Origin of the sequence: Pseudomonas sp. NPDC088414, assembly GCF_044753325.1 — a bacterium.
Taxonomy (GTDB): Bacteria; Pseudomonadota; Gammaproteobacteria; order Pseudomonadales; family Pseudomonadaceae; genus Aquipseudomonas.
Map to the genome: position 1 here is coordinate 237,255 of NZ_JBIVMY010000002.1, position 19,612 is coordinate 256,866.

The 19,612-nt window shown below is 61.0% G+C and carries 16 protein-coding genes; 5 read left to right on the top strand and 11 right to left on the bottom strand.

The annotated features are described in order from the left end of the window. Positions 1–55 precede the first annotated feature (55 nt). Positions 56–1,150, top strand: a complete 1,095-nt coding sequence (locus tag ACIP8I_RS03930) for a catalase family peroxidase (protein WP_400758819.1) — start codon at positions 56–58, stop codon at positions 1,148–1,150. Beyond that, the gene (locus tag ACIP8I_RS03935) at positions 1,147–1,692 is read left to right on the top strand and encodes a cytochrome b (RefSeq protein ID WP_400758821.1); all 546 of its coding nucleotides are present in this window, start codon (positions 1,147–1,149) and stop codon (positions 1,690–1,692) included. Before ACIP8I_RS03930 ends, ACIP8I_RS03935 begins: the two co-directional genes overlap by 4 nt. Here ACIP8I_RS03935 and ACIP8I_RS03940 read toward each other — a convergent pair. The 3 genes from ACIP8I_RS03940 to ACIP8I_RS03950 form a co-directional block, all read right to left on the bottom strand. Further along, on the bottom strand, positions 1,689–2,888 hold the full coding sequence (locus ACIP8I_RS03940) for an MFS transporter (RefSeq protein WP_400758823.1): 1,200 nt from the start codon (positions 2,886–2,888) through the stop codon (positions 1,689–1,691). The two genes, ACIP8I_RS03935 and ACIP8I_RS03940, sit on opposite strands and share 4 nt — an antisense overlap. 149 nt (positions 2,889–3,037) lie before the next feature. Next, positions 3,038–4,189, bottom strand: a complete 1,152-nt coding sequence (locus tag ACIP8I_RS03945; RefSeq protein ID WP_400758825.1) for a M14-type cytosolic carboxypeptidase — start codon at positions 4,187–4,189, stop codon at positions 3,038–3,040. A 481-nt stretch (positions 4,190–4,670) separates the two neighbouring features. Then, positions 4,671–5,009 carry a DUF6124 family protein gene (locus ACIP8I_RS03950; protein ID WP_003223691.1) on the bottom strand — a complete coding sequence of 113 codons (339 nt, stop codon included), beginning with the start codon at positions 5,007–5,009 and terminating at the stop codon, positions 4,671–4,673. A gap of 131 nt (positions 5,010–5,140) precedes the next feature. Here ACIP8I_RS03950 and ACIP8I_RS03955 point away from each other — a divergent pair, with 131 nt between their 5' ends. Beyond that, positions 5,141–5,800: a LexA family protein gene (locus ACIP8I_RS03955; protein ID WP_400758828.1), complete on the top strand. Its 660-nt coding sequence runs from the start codon at positions 5,141–5,143 to the stop codon at positions 5,798–5,800. 39 nt (positions 5,801–5,839) lie between these two features. On the opposite strand, the gene ACIP8I_RS03960 is transcribed toward ACIP8I_RS03955, so the two are convergent. From ACIP8I_RS03960 to ACIP8I_RS03975, 4 genes are all read right to left on the bottom strand, one after another. Next, positions 5,840–7,789, bottom strand: coding sequence for an acetyl/propionyl/methylcrotonyl-CoA carboxylase subunit alpha (locus ACIP8I_RS03960; RefSeq protein WP_400758830.1), 1,950 nt, complete (start codon positions 7,787–7,789; stop codon positions 5,840–5,842). After that, a complete protein-coding gene (locus tag ACIP8I_RS03965) occupies positions 7,789–8,604 on the bottom strand; it encodes a gamma-carboxygeranoyl-CoA hydratase (RefSeq protein WP_095138853.1) in 816 nt (271 codons plus the stop codon). Before ACIP8I_RS03965 ends, ACIP8I_RS03960 begins: the two co-directional genes overlap by 1 nt. 115 nt (positions 8,605–8,719) lie before the next feature. Continuing rightward, complete coding sequence (locus ACIP8I_RS03970; RefSeq protein ID WP_400758833.1) at positions 8,720–10,327, bottom strand: carboxyl transferase domain-containing protein; 1,608 nt, start codon at positions 10,325–10,327, stop codon at positions 8,720–8,722. Positions 10,328–10,339: 12 nt separating this feature from the next. Beyond that, the gene (locus tag ACIP8I_RS03975) at positions 10,340–11,503 is read right to left on the bottom strand and encodes an isovaleryl-CoA dehydrogenase (protein WP_400758836.1); all 1,164 of its coding nucleotides are present in this window, start codon (positions 11,501–11,503) and stop codon (positions 10,340–10,342) included. 266 nt (positions 11,504–11,769) lie between these two features. Between ACIP8I_RS03975 and ACIP8I_RS03980 the strand changes: the two genes are divergently transcribed. Further along, on the top strand, positions 11,770–13,467 hold the full coding sequence (locus ACIP8I_RS03980) for an AMP-binding protein (protein WP_400758837.1): 1,698 nt from the start codon (positions 11,770–11,772) through the stop codon (positions 13,465–13,467). A gap of 668 nt (positions 13,468–14,135) precedes the next feature. On the opposite strand, the gene ACIP8I_RS03985 is transcribed toward ACIP8I_RS03980, so the two are convergent. From ACIP8I_RS03985 to ACIP8I_RS03995, 3 genes are all read right to left on the bottom strand, one after another. Further along, entirely contained in the window at positions 14,136–15,035 is a 900-nt protein-coding gene (locus ACIP8I_RS03985) for a hydroxymethylglutaryl-CoA lyase (protein ID WP_400758840.1), read from the bottom strand. A gap of 144 nt (positions 15,036–15,179) precedes the next feature. Continuing rightward, positions 15,180–15,578 carry a MerR family DNA-binding transcriptional regulator gene (locus ACIP8I_RS03990; protein WP_098968123.1) on the bottom strand — a complete coding sequence of 133 codons (399 nt, stop codon included), beginning with the start codon at positions 15,576–15,578 and terminating at the stop codon, positions 15,180–15,182. Positions 15,579–15,756: 178 nt separating this feature from the next. Beyond that, positions 15,757–16,686, bottom strand: a complete 930-nt coding sequence (locus ACIP8I_RS03995; protein WP_007961107.1) for a LysR family transcriptional regulator — start codon at positions 16,684–16,686, stop codon at positions 15,757–15,759. Positions 16,687–16,843: 157 nt separating this feature from the next. Here ACIP8I_RS03995 and ACIP8I_RS04000 point away from each other — a divergent pair, with 157 nt between their 5' ends. After that, positions 16,844–18,073 (top strand): acyl-CoA dehydrogenase, encoded by a 1,230-nt coding sequence (locus ACIP8I_RS04000; protein WP_367084113.1) that lies wholly within the window; start codon positions 16,844–16,846, stop codon positions 18,071–18,073. Between the two features lie 199 nt (positions 18,074–18,272). Here the strand turns inward: ACIP8I_RS04000 and ACIP8I_RS04005 are convergent, their stop codons facing one another. After that, positions 18,273–19,607, bottom strand: coding sequence for a substrate-binding domain-containing protein (locus tag ACIP8I_RS04005; RefSeq protein ID WP_400758842.1), 1,335 nt, complete (start codon positions 19,605–19,607; stop codon positions 18,273–18,275). Positions 19,608–19,612: the final 5 nt, after the last annotated feature.

A 19,612-nucleotide genomic window follows, 5' to 3' on the forward strand; every position in this document is an offset into this window, starting at 1 on the left:
TGGGGTGCGTCTTGCTGATTCTTCCTACTTGTGGCCGATGGCCCTGGAGTTATTCATGGTTGATCGCACTTCACCGCCGGGCAGGCCGCCGCGTCCGCCCTTGAGTGCCGCGAGCACAGTGTTGCGCCTGACGGCGATTGCCGTGGTCGTCGCTGCTGTCGCCGGGGCGTTTGCCTACGTGCACGGTAACCTTGACCCACAACGCCTGACGCCCAAGGCGCTGGTCGATGTGCTGGAGAAAAACAACGGCGTGCATCCCGGGTTCCGGCGCAACCACGCCAAGGGCGTGTGCGTGATCGGACATTTCGAGAGCAGTGGCGAGGCGCGGGCGTTCTCTTCCGCGCAGGTGTTCAACGAGGCGCAGACGCCGGTGGTCGGGCGTTTCGCATTGCCGGCGGGTAATCCCTACGCCCCGGACAGCAGTGTGCCGATCCGCAGTCTGGCGCTGCGTTTTACCCAGGCCAACGGTCAGCAATGGCGCACCGGGATGAACAGCATGCCGGTGTTCCCGGTTGGCACTCCCGAGGCGTTCTATCAATTGCAGCAGGCGCAGTCGCCGGATCCGGCCACAGGTAAACCGGATCCGTCGAAAGTCCCGGCGTTCTTCGCCGCGCACCCGGAAGCCGTGCCGTTTCTGACGTGGGTGAAAACCGCCAAACCGTCGGCCAGCTATGCCACCGAAACCTACAACAGCGTGAATGCGTTCTATCTGGTCAACGCCAGCGGGCAGAAGCAGGCGGTGCGCTGGAGTGTCACGCCACTGGCGCGTGATGCCGCCGGAGCCGCGGCGCCGGAGGGTGCGGATTTTCTCGAGAAGGATCTGGTGCAGCGCCTGGCCGAGGGGCCGTTGCGCTGGCAGCTGAATATCACCCTGGCCAACCCCGGTGATCCAGTGAACGATGCGAGCAAAACCTGGCCCGAGGGTCGCAAGGTGATCAACGCCGGCACGCTGGTGCTGGAGAAGACTCAGCCGCAGCTCAGCGGCGAATGCCGCGACATCAACTACGATCCGCTGGTACTGCCGGCCGGTATCGAAGGCTCCGACGACCCGCTGCTCGCCGCGCGTTCAGCCGGTTACGCCGATTCTTATCTGCGGCGTACCAGTGAAGTCAGCCAATTGCCCGCCGCCCGTCAGGAGGCTCGCCCATGAGCACGCAACCGACTCATTTCGCGCTGTTGGCGCGGCTGCTGCACTGGCTGATGGCGCTGATGATCATCGCCATGTTGTTCATTGGCGCCGGCATGGTCACTTCGGTTTCACAGCGGCATGAATGGCTGATTCATCTGCACAAACCGCTGGGGATCGCGATTCTGCTGCTGGTGATCGTGCGTCTGTTGGTGCGGTTTTCCACCCGACAGCCGCCGCTGCCCGCCGATCTGCCGGGCTGGCAGGTGATGGCGGCCAAGGCTTCGCATGTGTTGTTGTACGCCTTGATGCTGGTGTTGCCGCTGCTCGGTTGGGCGATGATCAGTGCCTCGGGGGAGCCGGTGATGCTCAGCAATACCTTGCAGTTGCCATCGATCCTGCCGGCCGATGCGCAAGTATTTGCCCTGCTGCGCAAGGCGCATGGCTACCTGGCGTACCTGTTGTTCCTGACCGTGCTGTTGCACCTGGCGGCGGCGCTGTTCCATGGTTGGGTGCGCCGCGACGAGGTGCTCGACAGCATGCTGCGCGGTCGCGATCGCGATTAACTCGTCTGTGTGGCGCATCGCTGGGGTGCGCCACTTTTCACGGTCAGCCACCAATAACCCAGCGCCACTGCATTGATAGCGGCGCCAAGCAGACACACGCCGGTCCAGCCGGCCCAGGCGTACATCGCCGTCGAGGTTATCGAACCCAATGCGCTGCCGATCGAATAGAACAGCATGTAGCCGGCGGTGAGGCGGCTTTGCGCTTCGGGGCGCACGCTGTAGATCATGCTCTGGCTGGTGACGTGCACGGCCTGCAAGCCCAGATCCAGGGTGATCACCCCCAGCAACAGCGCCCACAACGAGGACTGGGTCAGGGCGATCGGCAGCCACGAGGCGAGCATCAGCAGCAGCGACAAGCCACTGACCCATTGGCCGAGGCCGCGATCAGCCAGATGTCCGGCGCGCGCGGCGGCGAGTGCACCGGCGGCACCTGCCAACCCGAACAGGCCGATTTCACTGTGTGACAGCGACAGTGGTGGGGCAGCCAGCGGCAGCACCATCGGCGTCCACAGGACCATGGCGCTGGCGAAGGTCAGCAGCGCGAGAATCGCCCGTTGTCGCAGCACCGGCTCTTGCCTGAACAGTCTGAACACCGAAGCGATCAGCGCGCCGTAACGGCTCGCCGGCTGCGCGGCTTCATTCTTGGGCAATACGCGTAACAGCAGCAGCGCCATCAGCAGCGTCAGCCCCGCCGACAGCAGATAAATTGCCCGCCAACCGGCCAGATCAGCCATGGCCCCGGCAACGGTGCGCGCGAGCAGAATACCGACGACGATGCCGCTGGTGACCACGCCGACCACGCGCCCGCGTTGCGCCGGGATGGCCAGTGTCGCGGCATACGCCACCAGCACTTGCGTCACCACGGCGAGCAGGCCGGTCAGGGTCATGCCGAGCAGCAACCACACGCTATTGGGTGCCAGCGCGATCATCAGCAGCGCGGCGGCCGAGAGCAGGGTCTGGGTGACGATCAACCGGCGTCGGTTGAGCAGGTCGCCGAGTGGCACCAGCAACACCAGGCCGATGCCGTAGCCGATCTGCGTCAAGGTGATGACGATGCCGATGGTTGCCGGCGACATGGCGAAGGCCTCGGCCATGGCGTCCAGCAGCGGCTGCGCGTAATACACATTGCCTACAGCCAGACCGCAGGCAATGGCGAACAGCAGCACAACGCTGCTTTTGAGGGGTTGAGATTGCATGCCCTGATTCCTTTTTGGGTTTCAAATTAAAACCAGAATCACGGTAAGCATTCTGGTTTTAATTTGCAACCTTGTTGGTTATGGCGTTTGAATGCGCAAAAAAAAGATCGCAGGCATAGCTGCGATCTTTGGGTAGAGCGGGGGAGGGATCAGCGCAGAGTGTCGACCATGTCTGCGATCGTGGTCAGCACATCCTTGCCCAACTGTTTCGAGCGCTTGCCCGACCAGCCCGTTTCTTTGTTCGGATGGTCATCGTGATCCTTGAACGGCATTTCCAGGGTCAGCGACAGGCAGTCGTATTTCTGGCCGACCGCGTTGCAGGCCAGGGTCATGTTGGCCTGACCCGGTTCGTCGCGGGTGTAGCCATATTTGGTCTGGAAGTCTTTCGTGGTGTGCTTGAGGTGCGTGCGGAAATGCTCTTCGAGCTTCTCGATGCGCGGCGTGTAACCCGGGTTGCCTTCACAACCGGCGGTGAATACGTGGGGGATTTCTTCATCACCGTGTACGTCGAGGAACAGATCGACGCCGTACTTTTCCATCTGCTGTTGTACGAAAAGGACTTCAGGGCTGATGTCCTGACTGGCGCTCTGCCAGGCGCGGTTCAGGTCCTGGCCCATGGCGTTGGTACGCAGATGGCCGTGGAAGGCGCCGTCCGGGTTCATGTTCGGCACCAGATACAGATCGGCGCTGGCCAGCAGCTTGCTCAGCACCGGGTCGTCGTGGCGCTCCAGGCGTTCGATCACGCCTTCCATGAACCATTCGGCCATGTGCTCGCCCGGGTGCTGTTGCGCGATGATCCAGATTTTACACTGGCCTTCGGCGCCGCTGCCCTTGCGCAGCAGTTGAATGTCACGACCCTCGACGCTTTTGCCGGTGGCCAGCAGCTCGGTACCGGCCTTGCTCAGCGCTTGCTCGATCAGCCAGTCGTGACGACCGCGGCTGTAGGGTTCGAAGTAGGCGAACCAGGCGTGAGTCTGCTCGGCTTCGAGGCAAAAGCGCAGGCTGTCGCCTTCAAAACTGGTGGGAATGCGGAACCAGTTGACGTGGTCGTAGGAAGCGACCGCCTGATAGCCGGTCCAGGCTTTGTTGTAGGAAGATTGGCTGGCGTTGACCAGACGAAACCAGTGTTCCTGATGAACATGCAGGCCGCTGGCCTTGAAGTGGAACCACTGGAAGTGAGCGCTCCGGGTATCCGGGCGAATGGCCAGAACCGGGTTGAGCGGATTGGAGATGTCGATGACTTGAATATTGCCGCTGTCGAAGTTGGCGCTGATGTCGAACGAAGATTTGGCCACGGTCATATCGGTTCCTGAATATGATTTTTATGGCAGCTACTTTACACGCAAGACTGGGGTGAAACCGAGGGAAATTGCGGCTTGCGGTGGGGGGCGTCTTCCGTGACGCGCAAGCAGCTTAGAGACTGTGCGATTGATTCTCAAGTGCTAATTGCCATTAGTTTGCTCCAATCGGGCCGGGCTTTGCTTGCCAAGCGATATTCTTTTGATATTATCCGCGCCATCGAATTTGCAGCACCCAAAGACTTCATTAGCCTGAAGCCATAAGCCCGAAAAACGGGCAAAAAAAAGACCCGGCAAAAAGCCGGGTCAAAAACCGTGATTAGCCTGATGAGGAGATAGTCCAGAAGACCGACCTAAGGTCTCTGGTCCATCGACTGATCTCGCGACCAGTTGCTTGCAATAATAATCATTATCATTTGCAAGTCAAATGTTTTTATCTGCGCGATTGGAAAATTCTTTCCTGTCCGTCCGCTTCCCGTGTCTGTCAGAGCTGCTCGCCATCAATTGAATGGTCGACCATCGCTCGCGCCATATCCACCATATGCACCACCGAAAATGCCAGGTCGCGGCTCGCGCCCTGCAGGTTTTCCGCTGCCTTGAAGGCAGTGGCGGCTGCACAACGCAGCAGATCCGACGCGTGCACGAGCGCTTCTTCGCCGCTGAGATGGCGTTTCACATCGAAAAAACGTTCATCCACCTCAGGTTCTGAAACAGCTGGTTTCAAGTAATAGTCCAGTGCTCGCTGCGCTGCCGCGTTGCCCTGAGGGGAGGTGAATGTGGTGTCCATTTGCAGATCGGGCAAGTCTTTGCTGCTGATATTCATGGTGAAGGGTCACTCCTTGTTCGATTGAAAGTCCGTGCTGCCAGCATAGTACGATGCGTAGTTGTGACCAGAATTTAAATACTACAATATGTGTTTTGCCGGCCGAAGGCGGGGCAAGTAAGGTGCCGCACATGGATAAATGGATTGAGTTGGTCAAGGCCAAGATGAGTGAACTCAAAATCACTCAAACAGAGCTCGGAGAGCGCGTCGGCATGTCCCAGGGCGGGATCGGCCATTGGCTGAACAAACGTCGCGAACCGGGCATCACGGAAATGAACCGCGTATTGCAGGCACTCGGGATGGACTTCCTGGAAGTGGTGCTGGTGATTCGCGAGCCGCAGGAGATCGACGATGAGGAGATGCCGCTGGCGCAGAAGTACAACCCGTACTTCCGCTATCCGGTCAGCGACTGGCACACGCCGTGCGAATCGCGCGAGAGTGCAACCAACGCTTACGCCCCGACGCATGACAAGCAGCGCTTCGAACTGACGGACTATCACGCCCGTGGCGCAGCGTTCTGGCTGACCGTGACGGGAAACTCGATGACCGCACCTTCCGGCCAGAGCATCGCCGAAGGCATGCTGATCCTGGTGGATCCGGAGGTGGAAGCGCTGCCCGGCAAACTGGTGATCGCCCAGTGGCAGGGCTGCGATGAAGCGATCTTTCGCAAGCTCGACGAAGAGGGCGGCCAGCGTTATCTGGTACCGCTCAATCCGACCTGGCCCAAAGCCCTGTTCACCGATGAGTGTCGAATCATCGGCGTGGTGGTTCAGGCGACGGCGCGTTTCTAGTCAGATCGATCCTCGCTCGGCGCAGGATCGATCTCCCATTCACACGGCTTCCAATTCCACCAAAGCGCTGCCTTCGCCGACCATTTCCCCTTCCTGGCAATACAGCGCTTTGATCACTCCCGAATGGGGCGCGCGAATGCTGTGCTCCATCTTCATTGCTTCGAGCACCACCAGTTGCGCGCCGGCCTCGACCGATTGCCCGGCCTCCACCAATACCCGCACGATGCTGCCGTTCATGGGGGCAGTCAGACCGCCCTGATGACTGTGGCTGGCGTCAACGGCGCTGATCGGGTCGTACGTCTGAATGCGCCGCAACTCGCCGTCCCATTGCAGGTACAGCGAATCGCCCTGACGAATGGCGCGCAAGGTACGGCGTACGCCATCGTGCTCGACCACCAGCGCTTCGCCCGACAGCCTGGCGTTGTCGGTGGCGCTCAAGGTCAGCGCCCGATCCTGGCCTTCGCAGCTCAAATGCAGGCTAATTTCCGCCGGCAACCCTGCGCGCAACCCGCTGTTCAACGCCCACGGCGAACCCAGGTCATCCGCCCGAACAGCGCCCGGCAAACTCTGCGCGAAAGCCTGTGCTGCGGTCTGCCAGAACTCATCGCTCAGCTCACCCGGAGCGGGCAGCAGCGTTTCCTGATAACGCGGAATAAACCCGGTATCCAGCTCCGCGGCGGCAAACGCCGGATGTGCAATGATCCGCCGCAGGAAGTTGATGTTGGTCTTCAAGCCGCCAATCGCGAACTCATCGAGCATGCTCAACAGCCGCAGGCGCGCCTGCTCGCGATCCTCGCCCCAGGCGATCAGCTTGCCGAGCATCGGGTCATAGAACGGCGAAATTTCATCGCCTTCAGCCACCCCGCTATCCACCCGACGCCCCGGTCCGGCGGCCGATTCACGGTAAAGCTCCAGACGTCCGGTGGCGGGCAGGAAATCATTCGACGGATCTTCGGCATACAGCCGCACTTCAATCGCATGGCCATTGAGCGGCACCTGATCCTGGGTGATCGGCAACGCTTCACCGCGCGCCACACGAATCTGCCACGCCACCAGATCGAGGCCGGTGATCGCTTCGGTGACCGGATGCTCGACCTGCAGACGCGTGTTCATCTCCATGAAGAAGAATCCGCCGCGCGCATCGAGCAGAAACTCCACGGTGCCGGCACCGACGTAACCGATCGCCTGCGCCGAGCGCACCGCCGCTTCGCCCATGGCGCGGCGCAGTTCCGGGGTCAGGCCCGGGGCCGGGGCTTCTTCGACGACTTTCTGGTGCCGGCGCTGAATCGAGCAATCACGTTCGTTGAGGTACAGGCAGTTGCCGTGCTGGTCGGCGAATACCTGTATTTCCACGTGACGCGGTTTGAGCAGGTATTTCTCCACCAGCATCCGCGAATCGCCGAACGACGACTGCGCTTCGCGCTGGGCCGAGGCCAGGGCTTCGGCCAGTTGGCTGACGTCCTCGACCACCTTCATGCCTTTGCCGCCGCCACCGGCCGTGGCCTTGAGCAGCACCGGATAGCCGATGCGTTCGCAGGCATCGCGGAAGGTTTCGAGATCCTGCGCCTCGCCGTGATAACCCGGCACCAGCGGCACACCGGCGGTTTCCATCAAGGCCTTGGCTGCAGATTTGCTGCCCATCGCGTCGATGGCCGAGGCCGGCGGACCGAGGAAAATCAGCCCGGCCTGTTCAATGGCACGGGCGAAGCCGGCGTTCTCCGACAGAAAGCCGTAACCCGGGTGAATCGCCTGCGCGCCGCTGGCCCTGGCCGCTGCGATCAGCTTGTCGATTTGCAGATAACTGTCAGCGGCTTTGCTGCCGCCCAGATCAACGCGGATATCCGCTTCGCGGCTGTGCCGAGCTTCGCGGTCGGTGGCGCTGTGCACGGCGACGGTGGTCAGGCCCAAGGCCTTTGCGGTACGCATGACCCGGCAAGCGATTTCGCCACGGTTGGCCACCAGCAGGGTGGTGAGGACAGGTGCGTTCATCAACGCGGCTCCTTGGTGGTGGTTGCGGCTTGCCAGTTCGGCGGACGTTTTTGCAGAAAGGCGCGCAAGCCTTCCTGGCCTTCAGGGCTGACGCGGATCCGGGCGATGGCGTTTTCGGTGTAGCGGCGCAGCGCTGGGGTCAGCGCGCCGTTGCCGACTTCGCGCAACAAATCTTTGCTGGCGCGCATCGCGGCAGGGCTGTTGAGCAGCAGGTTGTCGATCCATTGCTCGACGGCTTGATCAAGCTCGGCGGCCGGGTAGCTCTCGGACAACAAACCGATTTCCCGCGCCCGCTGCCCGCCGAAGCGCTCGGCAGTCAGCGCATAACGACGCGCCGCACGTTCGCCGATGGCCTGGACCACGAACGGACTGATCACCGCCGGCGCCAAACCGATGCGCACTTCCGACAGACAGAACTGCGCATCATCGGCGCCAATCGCCATGTCGCAGCAACTGATCAGCCCCAGCGCGCCGCCGAACGCCGCGCCTTGCACCACGGCCACGGTCGGGATTTTCAGCTTGGCGAGGTTGTACATCAGCTCCGCCAGCTCGCGGGCGTCGTCCAGATTGGTGTGGTAATCGAGTTCGGCCGATTGCTGCATCCACGCCAGGTCAGCGCCGGCGCTGAAATGTTTGCCGCGCCCGCGCACCAGCAGGAAACGCAGGCTGGCGTCGCTGGCAACCTTGTCCAGCGCCAGAATCAGTTCGCGGATCATTTCGGCGTTGAACGCGTTGTTCTTTTCTGCACGATTGAGCCACAGGGTGGCAAAACCCCTTGGATCGTTGTGCAGTTCGAGGGTGTTGAAATCGCTCATATTCTTCCGTCTCCACGGTTCTTGTGGGAGCTGCCTGTGGGCCTGGATTACGATTGCTGCGCAATCGAACGGGAGCAAGCTCCCTCGCCACACAGGCTCGCTCCGACAAAAAGCATCACATCCGGAACACGCCGAAGCGGCTCGGTTCGATAGGCGCGTTCAACGACGCGGACAAGGCCAGGGCCAGCACATCGCGAGTCTGCGCCGGGTCGATGACGCCGTCGTCCCACAGCCGTGCGCTGGAGTAGTAGGGGTGACCCTGCTCTTCGTACTGGTCGAGGATCGGCTGCTTGATCTCGGCTTCCTGCTCGGCGCTGAAGGCCTGGCCGCTGCGTTCGGCCTGCTCGCGCTTGACCTGCACCAGCACCCCCGCCGCCTGTTCGGCGCCCATCACGCCGATGCGCGCGTTCGGCCACATCCACAGGAAACGTGGATCGTAGGCGCGGCCACACATGCCGTAGTTACCGGCGCCGAAACTGCCACCGATGATCACGGTGAATTTCGGCACTTTGGCACAGGCCACGGCGGTCACCAGTTTCGCGCCGTGCTTGGCGATGCCGCCGGCCTCGTATTTCTGGCCGACCATGAACCCGGTGATGTTCTGCAGGAACAGCAGCGGGATGCCGCGCTGGCAGGCCAGCTCGATGAAGTGCGCGCCTTTCTGCGCGGCTTCGGCGAAGAGGATGCCGTTGTTGGCGAGGATCGCGATCGGATAGCCGTGCAGATGGGCAAAGCCGCACACCAGGGTGGTGCCGAACAGCGCCTTGAACTCATCGAACACCGAACCGTCGACCAGCCGCGCAATCACTTCGCGCACGTCGAACGGCTGTTTGGCGTCGGCCGACACCACGCCATACAACTCGTCGCTGGCGTACAGCGGCGCAATCGGCGTGCGCTGCTGCACTTCGCCGAGCTTGCGCCAGTTGAGGTTGGCGACGCTGCGGCGGGCGAGGGCGAGGGCGTGTTCATCGCTCTCGGCGTAATGGTCGGCCACGCCGGAAATCTTGCAGTGCACATCGGCACCGCCAAGGTCTTCAGCGCTGACCACTTCACCGGTCGCGGCTTTCACCAGCGGTGGGCCAGCGAGGAAAATCGTCGCCTGATTGCGCACCATGATCGCTTCGTCCGCCATCGCCGGCACATAGGCGCCGCCCGCGGTGCACGAGCCCATGACCACGGCGATCTGCGGGATGCCCATCGCGCTCATGTTGGCTTGGTTGAAGAAGATCCGGCCGAAGTGCTCGCGATCCGGAAACACCTCGTCCTGACGCGGCAGGTTGGCGCCGCCCGAGTCCACCAGATAGATGCACGGCAGACGGTTCTGCTGGGCGATGGTCTGCGCGCGCAGGTGTTTTTTCACGGTCAGCGGGTAGTACGAGCCGCCCTTCACCGTCGCGTCGTTGGCGACGATCATGCACTCGACGCCTTCGACCCGGCCGATCCCGGCAATTACGCCAGCGGCAGGAACCTCTTCGCCATACACGGCGTGGGCGGCGAGCTGACTGATTTCCAGAAACGGCGAGCCCGGATCGAGCAGGCGATTGATGCGTTCACGCGGCAGCAGTTTGCCGCGCGAGGTATGCCGTTCCTGGGCTTTCGCGCCGCCACCCTGTGCCACCTGGGCGAGCAGGGTGTGCAGGGCGTCGACCTGTTCAAGCATCGCCGCGCTGTTGGCGGCGAACTCCGCTGAACGGGGATTGAGCTGGGTATGCAGGATAGCCATGTGCAGCTCCGTTTAGCGGGTTTCGTTGAACAGTTCGCGGCCGATCAGCATGCGCCGGATCTCACTGGTACCCGCGCCGATTTCATACAGCTTGGCGTCACGTAACAGACGCCCGGCCGGGAATTCGTTGATGTAACCGTTACCGCCAAGAATCTGGATTGCGTCGAGGGCCATTTGCGTGGCGCGCTCGGCGGTGTAGAGGATCACGCCGGCGGCGTCCTTGCGCGTGGTTTCGTTGCGCTCGCAGGCCTGGGCCACGGCGTAGAGGTAGGCGCGGCTGGCGTTGAGCTGGGTGTACATGTCGGCGACCTTGCCCTGGATCAGCTGGAATTCGCCGATGCTCTGGCCGAACTGCTTGCGGTCGTGGATGTACGGCACGATCAGGTCCATGCACGACTGCATGATCCCGGTCGGGCCGCCGGACAGTACGACGCGCTCGTAATCGAGGCCACTCATCAGCACTTTCACGCCGCCGTTGAGCACGCCGAGGATGTTTTCTTCCGGCACTTCGACGTCATCGAAGAACAGCTCGCAAGTGTTGGAACCGCGCATGCCGAGCTTGTCGAACTTGTTGCTGCGGCTGAAGCCTTTCCAGTCGCGCTCGACGATGAACGCGGTGATGCCGTGCGGGCCTTTTTCCAGATCAGTCTTGGCGTAGATCACGTAGGTGTTGGCGTCAGGGCCGTTGGTGATCCAGGTCTTGCTGCCGTTGAGCACGAAACGGTCGCCGCGTTTGTCGGCGCGCAATTTCATCGAAACCACGTCGGAGCCGGCGTTCGGTTCGCTCATGGCGAGGGCGCCGACGTGTTCGCCGCTGATCAGCTTCGGCAGGTATTTGCTTTTCTGTTCGTGATTGCCGTTGCGGTTGATCTGGTTGACGCAGAGGTTGGAGTGCGCGCCGTAGGACAGGGCCACCGAGGCCGAACCGCGGCTGATTTCTTCCATCGCCACCACGTGCGCCAGGTAACCCAGGCCCGCGCCACCGTACTCTTCTGGCACGGTGATGCCGAGCAGGCCCATGTCACCGAACTTGCGCCACATGTCGGCCGGGAACAGGTTGTCGCGGTCGATCTGCGCGGCGCGTGGGGCGATCTGATCGGCGACGAAGGACTGGACCTGATCGCGCAGCATGTCGATGGTTTCACCGAGGGCGAAGTTCAGGGATGGATAGCTCATGGGTCACCTTTTGGCTTTTTTGTAGGTTGGGAGGGCGGTCGAACGGCTCTCACCTTTACGTTAACGTAAGCCTGCGACGGTTGGCTGTCAATCACCCTTTACGTTAACGTCAACTTGGGTGAGAGTAGGGGCAGTTCAGGATTGAAAACGGACAGGCTTTTGTGGAAGTAGCCTTTGTGGTGAGGGGATGAATCCCCTCACCACAAAAGCCATCCGCAAAAAAGTGAGCTCCGGTAAACCCACTAATAAAGACAATAGGGGTCGTCATGGATCAACCCAGTGCAAACCCGCAGCGCAGCTACACCCGTGGCTCACAGGACAAAGCCTTGCTGGCGATGACCATCGGGCAGAAGTTCGATCAGACTGTCGCGCAACACCCGTACGGCGAGGCGCTGGTCGTAAGGCATCAGCAGTTGCGTTATACCTGGCAGCAACTGGCCGATAGCGTCGACCTGCACGCCAGAGCCTTGCTGGCGCTGGGTTTGCAGGCGGGAGATCGGCTCGGCATCTGGGCGCCGAACTGCGCGCAGTGGTGCATCACGCAAATCGCCACGGCGAAGATCGGCGTGATCCTGGTCAACATCAACCCGGCCTACCGCAGCTCCGAACTGGAATACGTGCTCAAGCAGTCCGGTTGCCAGTGGCTGGTGTGCGCCGGCGCTTTCAAGTCCTCCAATTACCACGCCATGCTGCAAGGGCTGGTACCGGAGCTCGCAGAGCAATCCATCGGCCATTTGTGCAGCGAACGTCTGGCGGATTTGCGCGGAGTGATCAGCCTCGACGCACAGCCACCGTCGGGCTTCCTGCCGTGGTCGCAACTGGCCGATCTGGCGAGCAGTGTTTCGCCCGAACAACTGCGTGAACGCAGCGACAGTCTGCACTTCGATCAACCGGTGAACATCCAGTACACCTCCGGCACCACCGGTTTCCCCAAGGGCGCGACCCTCAGTCACTACAACATCCTCAACAACGGTTACATGGTCGGCGAAAGCATCGGCCTGACCCCGAGCGACCGGCTGGTGATTCCGGTGCCGCTGTATCACTGCTTCGGCATGGTCATGGGCAACCTCGGCTGCATCACCCACGCCAGCACCATGATCTACCCCAACGACGCGTTCGATCCGTTACTGACCCTGCAAACCGTCGCCGAAGAACAAGCCACCGGCCTGTACGGCGTGCCGACCATGTTCATCGCCATGCTCGACCAACCACTGCGCGCCGAGTTCGACCTGTCGAGCCTGCGCACCGGGATCATGGCCGGGGCGACTTGCCCGATCGAAGTCATGCGCCGGGTCATCAGCGAGATGCACATGAGCGAAGTGCAGATCGCCTATGGCATGACCGAAACCAGCCCGGTGTCGCTGCAAACCGGGCCGAATGATGAGCTGGAACTGCGCGTGACCACCGTCGGTCGCACCCAGCCGCAACTGGAAAGCAAGATCATCGACGAGGCGGGCAATCTAGTGCCGCGCGGCACCATCGGTGAGCTGTGCACCCGCGGTTACAGCGTGATGCTCGGTTACTGGAGCAACCCGCAAGCCACTGCCGAAGCCATCGATGAAGCAGGCTGGATGCACACTGGCGACCTGGCGAGCATGAACGATGAGGGCTACGTGAACATCGCCGGGCGCAACAAGGACATGATCATTCGCGGTGGCGAGAACATTTACCCCCGCGAGCTGGAAGAGTTTTTCTTCACCCACCCGGCGGTGGCGGACGTGCAGGTGATCGGCATCCCGTGCTCGCGTTATGGCGAGGAGATTGTCGCCTGGATCAAATTCCACCCCGGCCACACGGCGTCCGAGCTGGAAATGCAAACTTGGTGCAAGGAGCGCATCGCGCATTTCAAGACGCCGCGGCATTTCAAGTTCGTCGAAGAGTTTCCGATAACGGTGACGGGCAAGATCCAGAAATTCAGGATGCGTGAGATCAGTATCGAGGAACTCCGCGAAAAGCAGGCCTGACAACGATCAAATGTAGGAGTGAGCCTGCTCGCGATAGCGGTGTCTCAGTCTATATTTGCATCGACTGACACACCGCTATCGCGAGCAGGCTCACTCCCACAAGGGATCGGCGGGGAATTCGGGAATCACAGAAAGCACAAAGGGGAGCCGAAGCTCCCCTTTAATTTTGTCGTCGCGTGCTCTTTTTTATTATTGAGGGGCGGTCTGTTGTTGTTTTTGGCAACCGTGGCCCTTTACCGCTGTTTTTGGCGACCCCCATCCGGGGTCAAGAGCAAACGTATTTTTTTGAGCGCTGATCTGCTTTCTCGTTAAACGATCCAACCGATTCGGGAGCTACCTGAAGGTAGTTTTATTGTTCTCTGCCCGGTTGCGGGTCACTCCTGAGAGCACCCTGAAAAGCACACCTTCTCCAAAAAAATCTGTTAGCTGCGTCTCTGCCGTGTTGTTTTTGTTATGTCAGAGTCGGTACGTCTTATTTTTATTGGTTTGCTGCTTTTTATTCTTGTTATGCCATAGAGATAGCAGAAGCCGTGCCAACTTTATAAAACCCTTTTAAATCAATGGCTTGAAATTTTTGAAGGATTTTTCCTTCAGGGCAAACCAGACAATTTGTTTCCGTGTTACTCGACTGTGCCCACGTTTCGGACACAGCGGTAACACCTTCGCCCTCACTGGGCGTTACGGGCCTTGGCCACGCGCGAACCGGTGGGACGACCCAGCACGGCACTTATCTGCTGGCCGGCGGCAATCAGCGCATCGAGGTCGATACCGGTCTCGATACCCAGGCCATTGAGCAGGTACACCACGTCTTCGGTGGCGACGTTACCGCTCGCGCCTTTGGCATACGGACAGCCGCCGAGGCCGGCAATAGAGCTGTCGAACACCGCAATGCCTTCCAGCAGGCTGGCATAGATGTTGGCCATCGCCTGGCCGTAGGTGTCGTGGAAGTGCCCGGCGAGTTTGTCCCGTGGCACTTGCGCCGACACCACTTCGAACAACCGCCGGGTCGCGCCAGCGGTGCCGGTGCCGATGGTGTCGCCGAGGGACACTTCGTAGCAGCCCATTGCGTACAGCTCACGCGCGACCATCGCCACTTGCTCCGGCGCCACTTCGCCTTCATAAGGGCAACCGAGCACGCAGGACACGTAGCCACGCACGCTAACGCCATGCTGTTTCGCCGCTTCCATGATCGGCGCGAAGCGCGCCAGGCTTTCGCTGATCGAGCAATTGATGTTGCGCTGCGAGAACGCCTCGGACGCGGCGGCAAACACCGCGACTTCCTTCACGCCGGCCGCCAGCGCGTCTTCAAAGCCGCGCAGGTTCGGCGCCAGTGCGCCGTAGGTCACACCGGGTTTGCGCTGGATCTGCGCGAACACCTCGGCGGAACCGGCCATCTGCGGCACCCATTTCGGTGAGACGAAACTGCCGACTTCGATATAGCCAAGGCCGGCGGCGCTCAGAGCGTCGACCAGTCGCACCTTGTCAGCCACGCTGATCGGTTGGGCTTCGTTCTGCAGGCCATCGCGCGGGCCGACTTCGATCAGGCGTACTTGGGAGGGGAGGGACATGGGATTGACCTGCTCTTCTGAATTCGAGGTGAACCCTTGTAGGAGTGAGCCTGCTCGCGATAGCGGTGAGTCAGATAGTATTTGCTCGACTGACACTCCGCTATCGCGAGCAGGCTCACTCCTACAAGGGATTGGTGTTGTTTGCTAGCTCGCCTGCTGACCCTTGAGCGTCTGCTCCAACGCCTGCACACAGCGCTCTTCCGCAGTGTCGAGTTCCAGCTTCATCTGTTCGATGTCGAGCAACTGCTGTTCGAGCTGTTCGCGGCGCTCGCTGATTTTCGCCAGCATGCTGTTGAGCTGTTTGGTGTTACCGCTGGACGGGTCATAGAGCTCGATCAACTCGCGGCATTCGGCCAGCGAGAAACCGATGCGCTTGCCGCGCAGGATCAGCTTCAGGCTGACCTTGTCGCGCGGCGAGTAGATGCGTTCCTGGCCACGGCGCTCGGGGCTGAGCAGGCCTTGTTCTTCATAAAAGCGGATCGCCCGGGTGGTGATGTCCAGCTCGCGGGCGAGGTCGGAAATGCTGTAGGTCTGGCTGCTCATGAAAGCGCTCGGAAAAAGGTCTTGGCGCTAAGCTAATGGCGAGTTGACGTTTACGTCAAGCAGGATGATTTGCGGTGTTCTTGTGGGCCTCATCGCGAGCAGGCTCACTCCTACAATTGAAACGCGGTCGTATGTAGGAGTGAGCCTGCTCGCGATGCCAGCGACTCGATGCAAAGACTTACACCTTATCGAGCTTCTTCTCCTGCGCCGCCACCTGCTGGCACAACTCGATGATCTGCTCGCGCATCCAGCGGTTGGCCGGGTCCTGATCGGTGCTTTCATGCCAATACAGGTGAGTCTCCAGCGGCGGCACGTCGCTGACCGGCAGGTTGAACGCATGCAAGTCATTACGCCGGGCAAAGCGCTCGGGCACCGTCATCACCATGTCGGTCTGCTGCATGACCTGCGATGCCATCAGGTAATGCTGCGAGCGCAGGGCGATCTTGCGCTGAATGCCCATTTTGCCCAGCGCCAGATCCACATAGCCCAGACCGCTGCGGCGGCTGGAGATATGGATGTGGGTTAGCGACAGATAGTCATCCAGCGACAGTTTTTCCTTGCCCGCCAGCGGATGACCCTTGCGCATCGCACAGACGTAACGGTCTTCCATCAGCTTGACGTGACGCACCTGCGGGTCGGTGTTGAGCGGTGCATCGACGGCGAAATCCAGGCGTCCGGCGGCCAGCTCCTTGGTGGTTTCGCGGCGTTTGGACAGAAAGCTTTCGATGATCACCGTCGGCGCCAGACGCCGCAAACGCTGGAACAGCGGCGGCAGGATCACCGCCTCAGTCAGGTCGGTCATGCTGATGCGGTAAGTCTTCACCGCCTGCGCCGGGTTGAAGATCCGGCTCTCCTGCACCGACACCCGCAGCAGTGACAGCGCGTTGCGTACCGGGCCGATAATGTTCTGCGCCATCGGTGTCGGCACCATGCCCTGGGCGGTGCGCACGAACAGCGGATCGTTGAAGGTCTCGCGCAACCGCGCCAACGCGTTGGACACCGCCGGCTGGGTGATCCCGACAATCTGCCCGGCGCGGGTCAGGTTGGCTTCGGTGTAGATCGCGTCGAAGACGATGAAAAGGTTGAGGTCGACCTTACTCAGATTCATAACGCGGCTTCTCTTGTTCTGTGGGCTGACAATCAGCGGATCATATATCGGTGATGAATGTTTATACACGCCGAGAATAGGCTAGGTAAATTATCCGCGCTGTTCTAGCATCGATTGCATGATCTGAACAACCTCTGCCTAAAGAAGGTAATTGCTCATGGATTTCGCTTATTCGCCCAAGGTGCAAGAACTGCGTGAGCGCGTGACCGCGTTCATGGACGCTTACGTTTACCCGGCCGAAGCCGTGTTCGAACGCCAGGTTGCCGAGGGTGATCGCTGGCAGCCGACCGCGATCATGGAAGAGCTCAAGGCCAAGGCCAAAGCCGAAGGCCTGTGGAATCTGTTCCTGCCGGAATCGGAACTCGGTGCCGGCCTGACCAACCTCGAATACGCGCCATTGGCGGAAATCATGGGCCGTTCGCTGTTGGGGCCGGAGCCGTTCAACTGCTCGGCGCCGGACACCGGCAACATGGAAGTGCTGGTGCGTTACGCCAACGAAGAACAGAAACAGCGCTGGCTCGAACCACTATTGCGCGGCGAGATCCGCTCGGCCTTCGCCATGACCGAACCGGACGTGGCCTCATCCGACGCCACCAACATGGCCGCCCGCGCCGTGCGTGATGGCGACGAGTGGGTGATCAATGGCAAGAAGTGGTGGACCTCTGGCGCCTGTGATCCGCGTTGCAAGATCCTGATCTTCATGGGCCTGAGCAATCCCGACGCGCCGCGCCATGCGCAGCACTCGATGATCCTCGTGCCGGTCGACACCCCCGGGGTGAAAATCGTCCGCCCGTTGCCGGTGTTCGGCTACGACGATGCCCCGCACGGGCATGCCGAAGTGTTGTTCGACAACGTGCGGGTGCCGTACGAAAACGTCCTGCTCGGTGAAGGTCGCGGCTTCGAAATCGCTCAAGGTCGCCTCGGCCCGGGGCGGATTCACCACTGCATGCGCTCGATCGGCATGGCTGAACGCGCACTGGAATTGATGTGCAAACGTTCGGTAAGCCGTACCGCGTTCGGCAAACCGCTGGCACGTCTGGGCGGCAACGTCGACAAGATCGCCGACTCGCGGATGGAAATTGACATGGCGCGCCTGCTGACCCTGAAAGCGGCGTACATGATGGACACCGTCGGCAACAAAGTGGCCAAGAGCGAGATCGCGCAGATCAAGGTCGTCGCACCGAACGTGGCCCTGCGGGTGATCGACCGGGCGATCCAGATTCACGGTGGGGCCGGGGTCTCGAACGATTTCCCGTTGGCCTACATGTACGCCATGCAGCGCACCCTGCGTCTGGCCGACGGCCCGGACGAAGTGCACCGCGCGGCGATCGGCAAGTTCGAGATCGGCAAGTATGTGCCGAAGGAAATGTTGCGTAACGAGCGCTGATTTCACACAGATTTACTGTGAGCGCTGACTGTGGCGAGGGAGCTTGTCGAATCGTCGCACCGTCCCGCTCGGCTGCGCAGCAGTCGTAAACCCAGACAACCCGGCATTCCTGTCGATACCGGGTTGTCTGGTTCAGGGCCGCTCCGCAGCCCAGCGGGAGCAAGCTCCCTCGCCACAACAGCAGTTCAGTTTGGATGATTCAGTACACCCAAACCTCCACCCGTCGATTCTTGATCCGTCCCTCATCCGCACTGTTCGTCGCCACTGGCATCAACGCGCCAAACCCGCGTACTTCGCGCATCACCACGCCGTTCTTCACCAGTTCGCGACGCACCGCCATCGCCCGCAGCTTCGACAGCAGATCGGCGCGGGCCGGATCGTCTTTCTCGTCACCAAACCCCACCAGCGTCACCGCGCGCTCGGTCTTGTCGTGACGCTGTATATAGTCGAGCACCCGCGCCAGATCCTGCCGCGCCTTGTTGTCGAGGCTGGCGCTGCCTTCTTCAAAGCGGAAATTCACCGTCAGACGCTGGGCGTGGCGGCTGAGGGATTGATAACCCTCGGGCATCAGCGCATTCGGCGTAACGGTCATGGCGCGAACGGTCTGGCTGATAAAACCATTGGCCGCGACAATCTTCTGGCCCTGAGCACTTTGCGCAAACGCCACCAGCGCCAATGCCCACGGATTCTGGCTATTGGGCGGCAGATAAAAGAACAGGCGCCGCGACAGCGGATAGTCCTCAGTGGCAATCAGGCTGTTGAGCGGCAACATCGATTGCGACGCGCCGTCAGCGATGGCCACGGCTTTGGCCTGGCGCACATACGGCAGACCGATGAAACCGATACCTTGCGGATCGCTGCTCACCGCGTCGGACAATTGCTCACTGGATTCGAAACGTTTCGCACTGGCACTCAGATTTTTCCCACGCCGCCCCAGCACCAATTCCTTGAACGTGTCGTACGTGCCGGACTGATCATCCCGCGCATATAAATGAATCGCACCGCCGCGACCGCCGAGGTCTTCCCAGGTTTTCACCTCACCGCTGAAGATCCGCGCCAGTTGCTCGGTGTCCAGTTGCTGCAGTGGGTTGTCGGGGTGAAGGATGATCGCCAGACCGTCGATGGCAATCACCTGCTCGGCGGCGGCGCTTTTCAGATCGCCGAGCGCTTGCAGGCTGAGCAGTTCGCTGTCCTTGATCGGGCGGGAGGAGGCGGCGAGGTCGGCACTGGCGCTTTTCAGTGCAGTGAAACCGGTGCTGGAACCGTGGGCGGCGACTTCAATCACCACCCGTTTGCCTTGGGCAGTCTGGCCGACGATGTGTTGTTCGTTTGCAGTGTCGGGGTTTTCGCGGTGGATCTTCAGCAGCCCCTGATCCTGCAAAAAACCTTCAACCAACGCCGGGCCGAGATCGGCGCCAATGGTGTTGGAACCCTGGATGCGCAATGCCGGGCCGTTTTCAGGGATGGGCAGGGCGGCGGCACTGACCGTCAGCCATGCACTCGACAGAAAAGCGAACAGAACACGCAGGGTCATGCCGG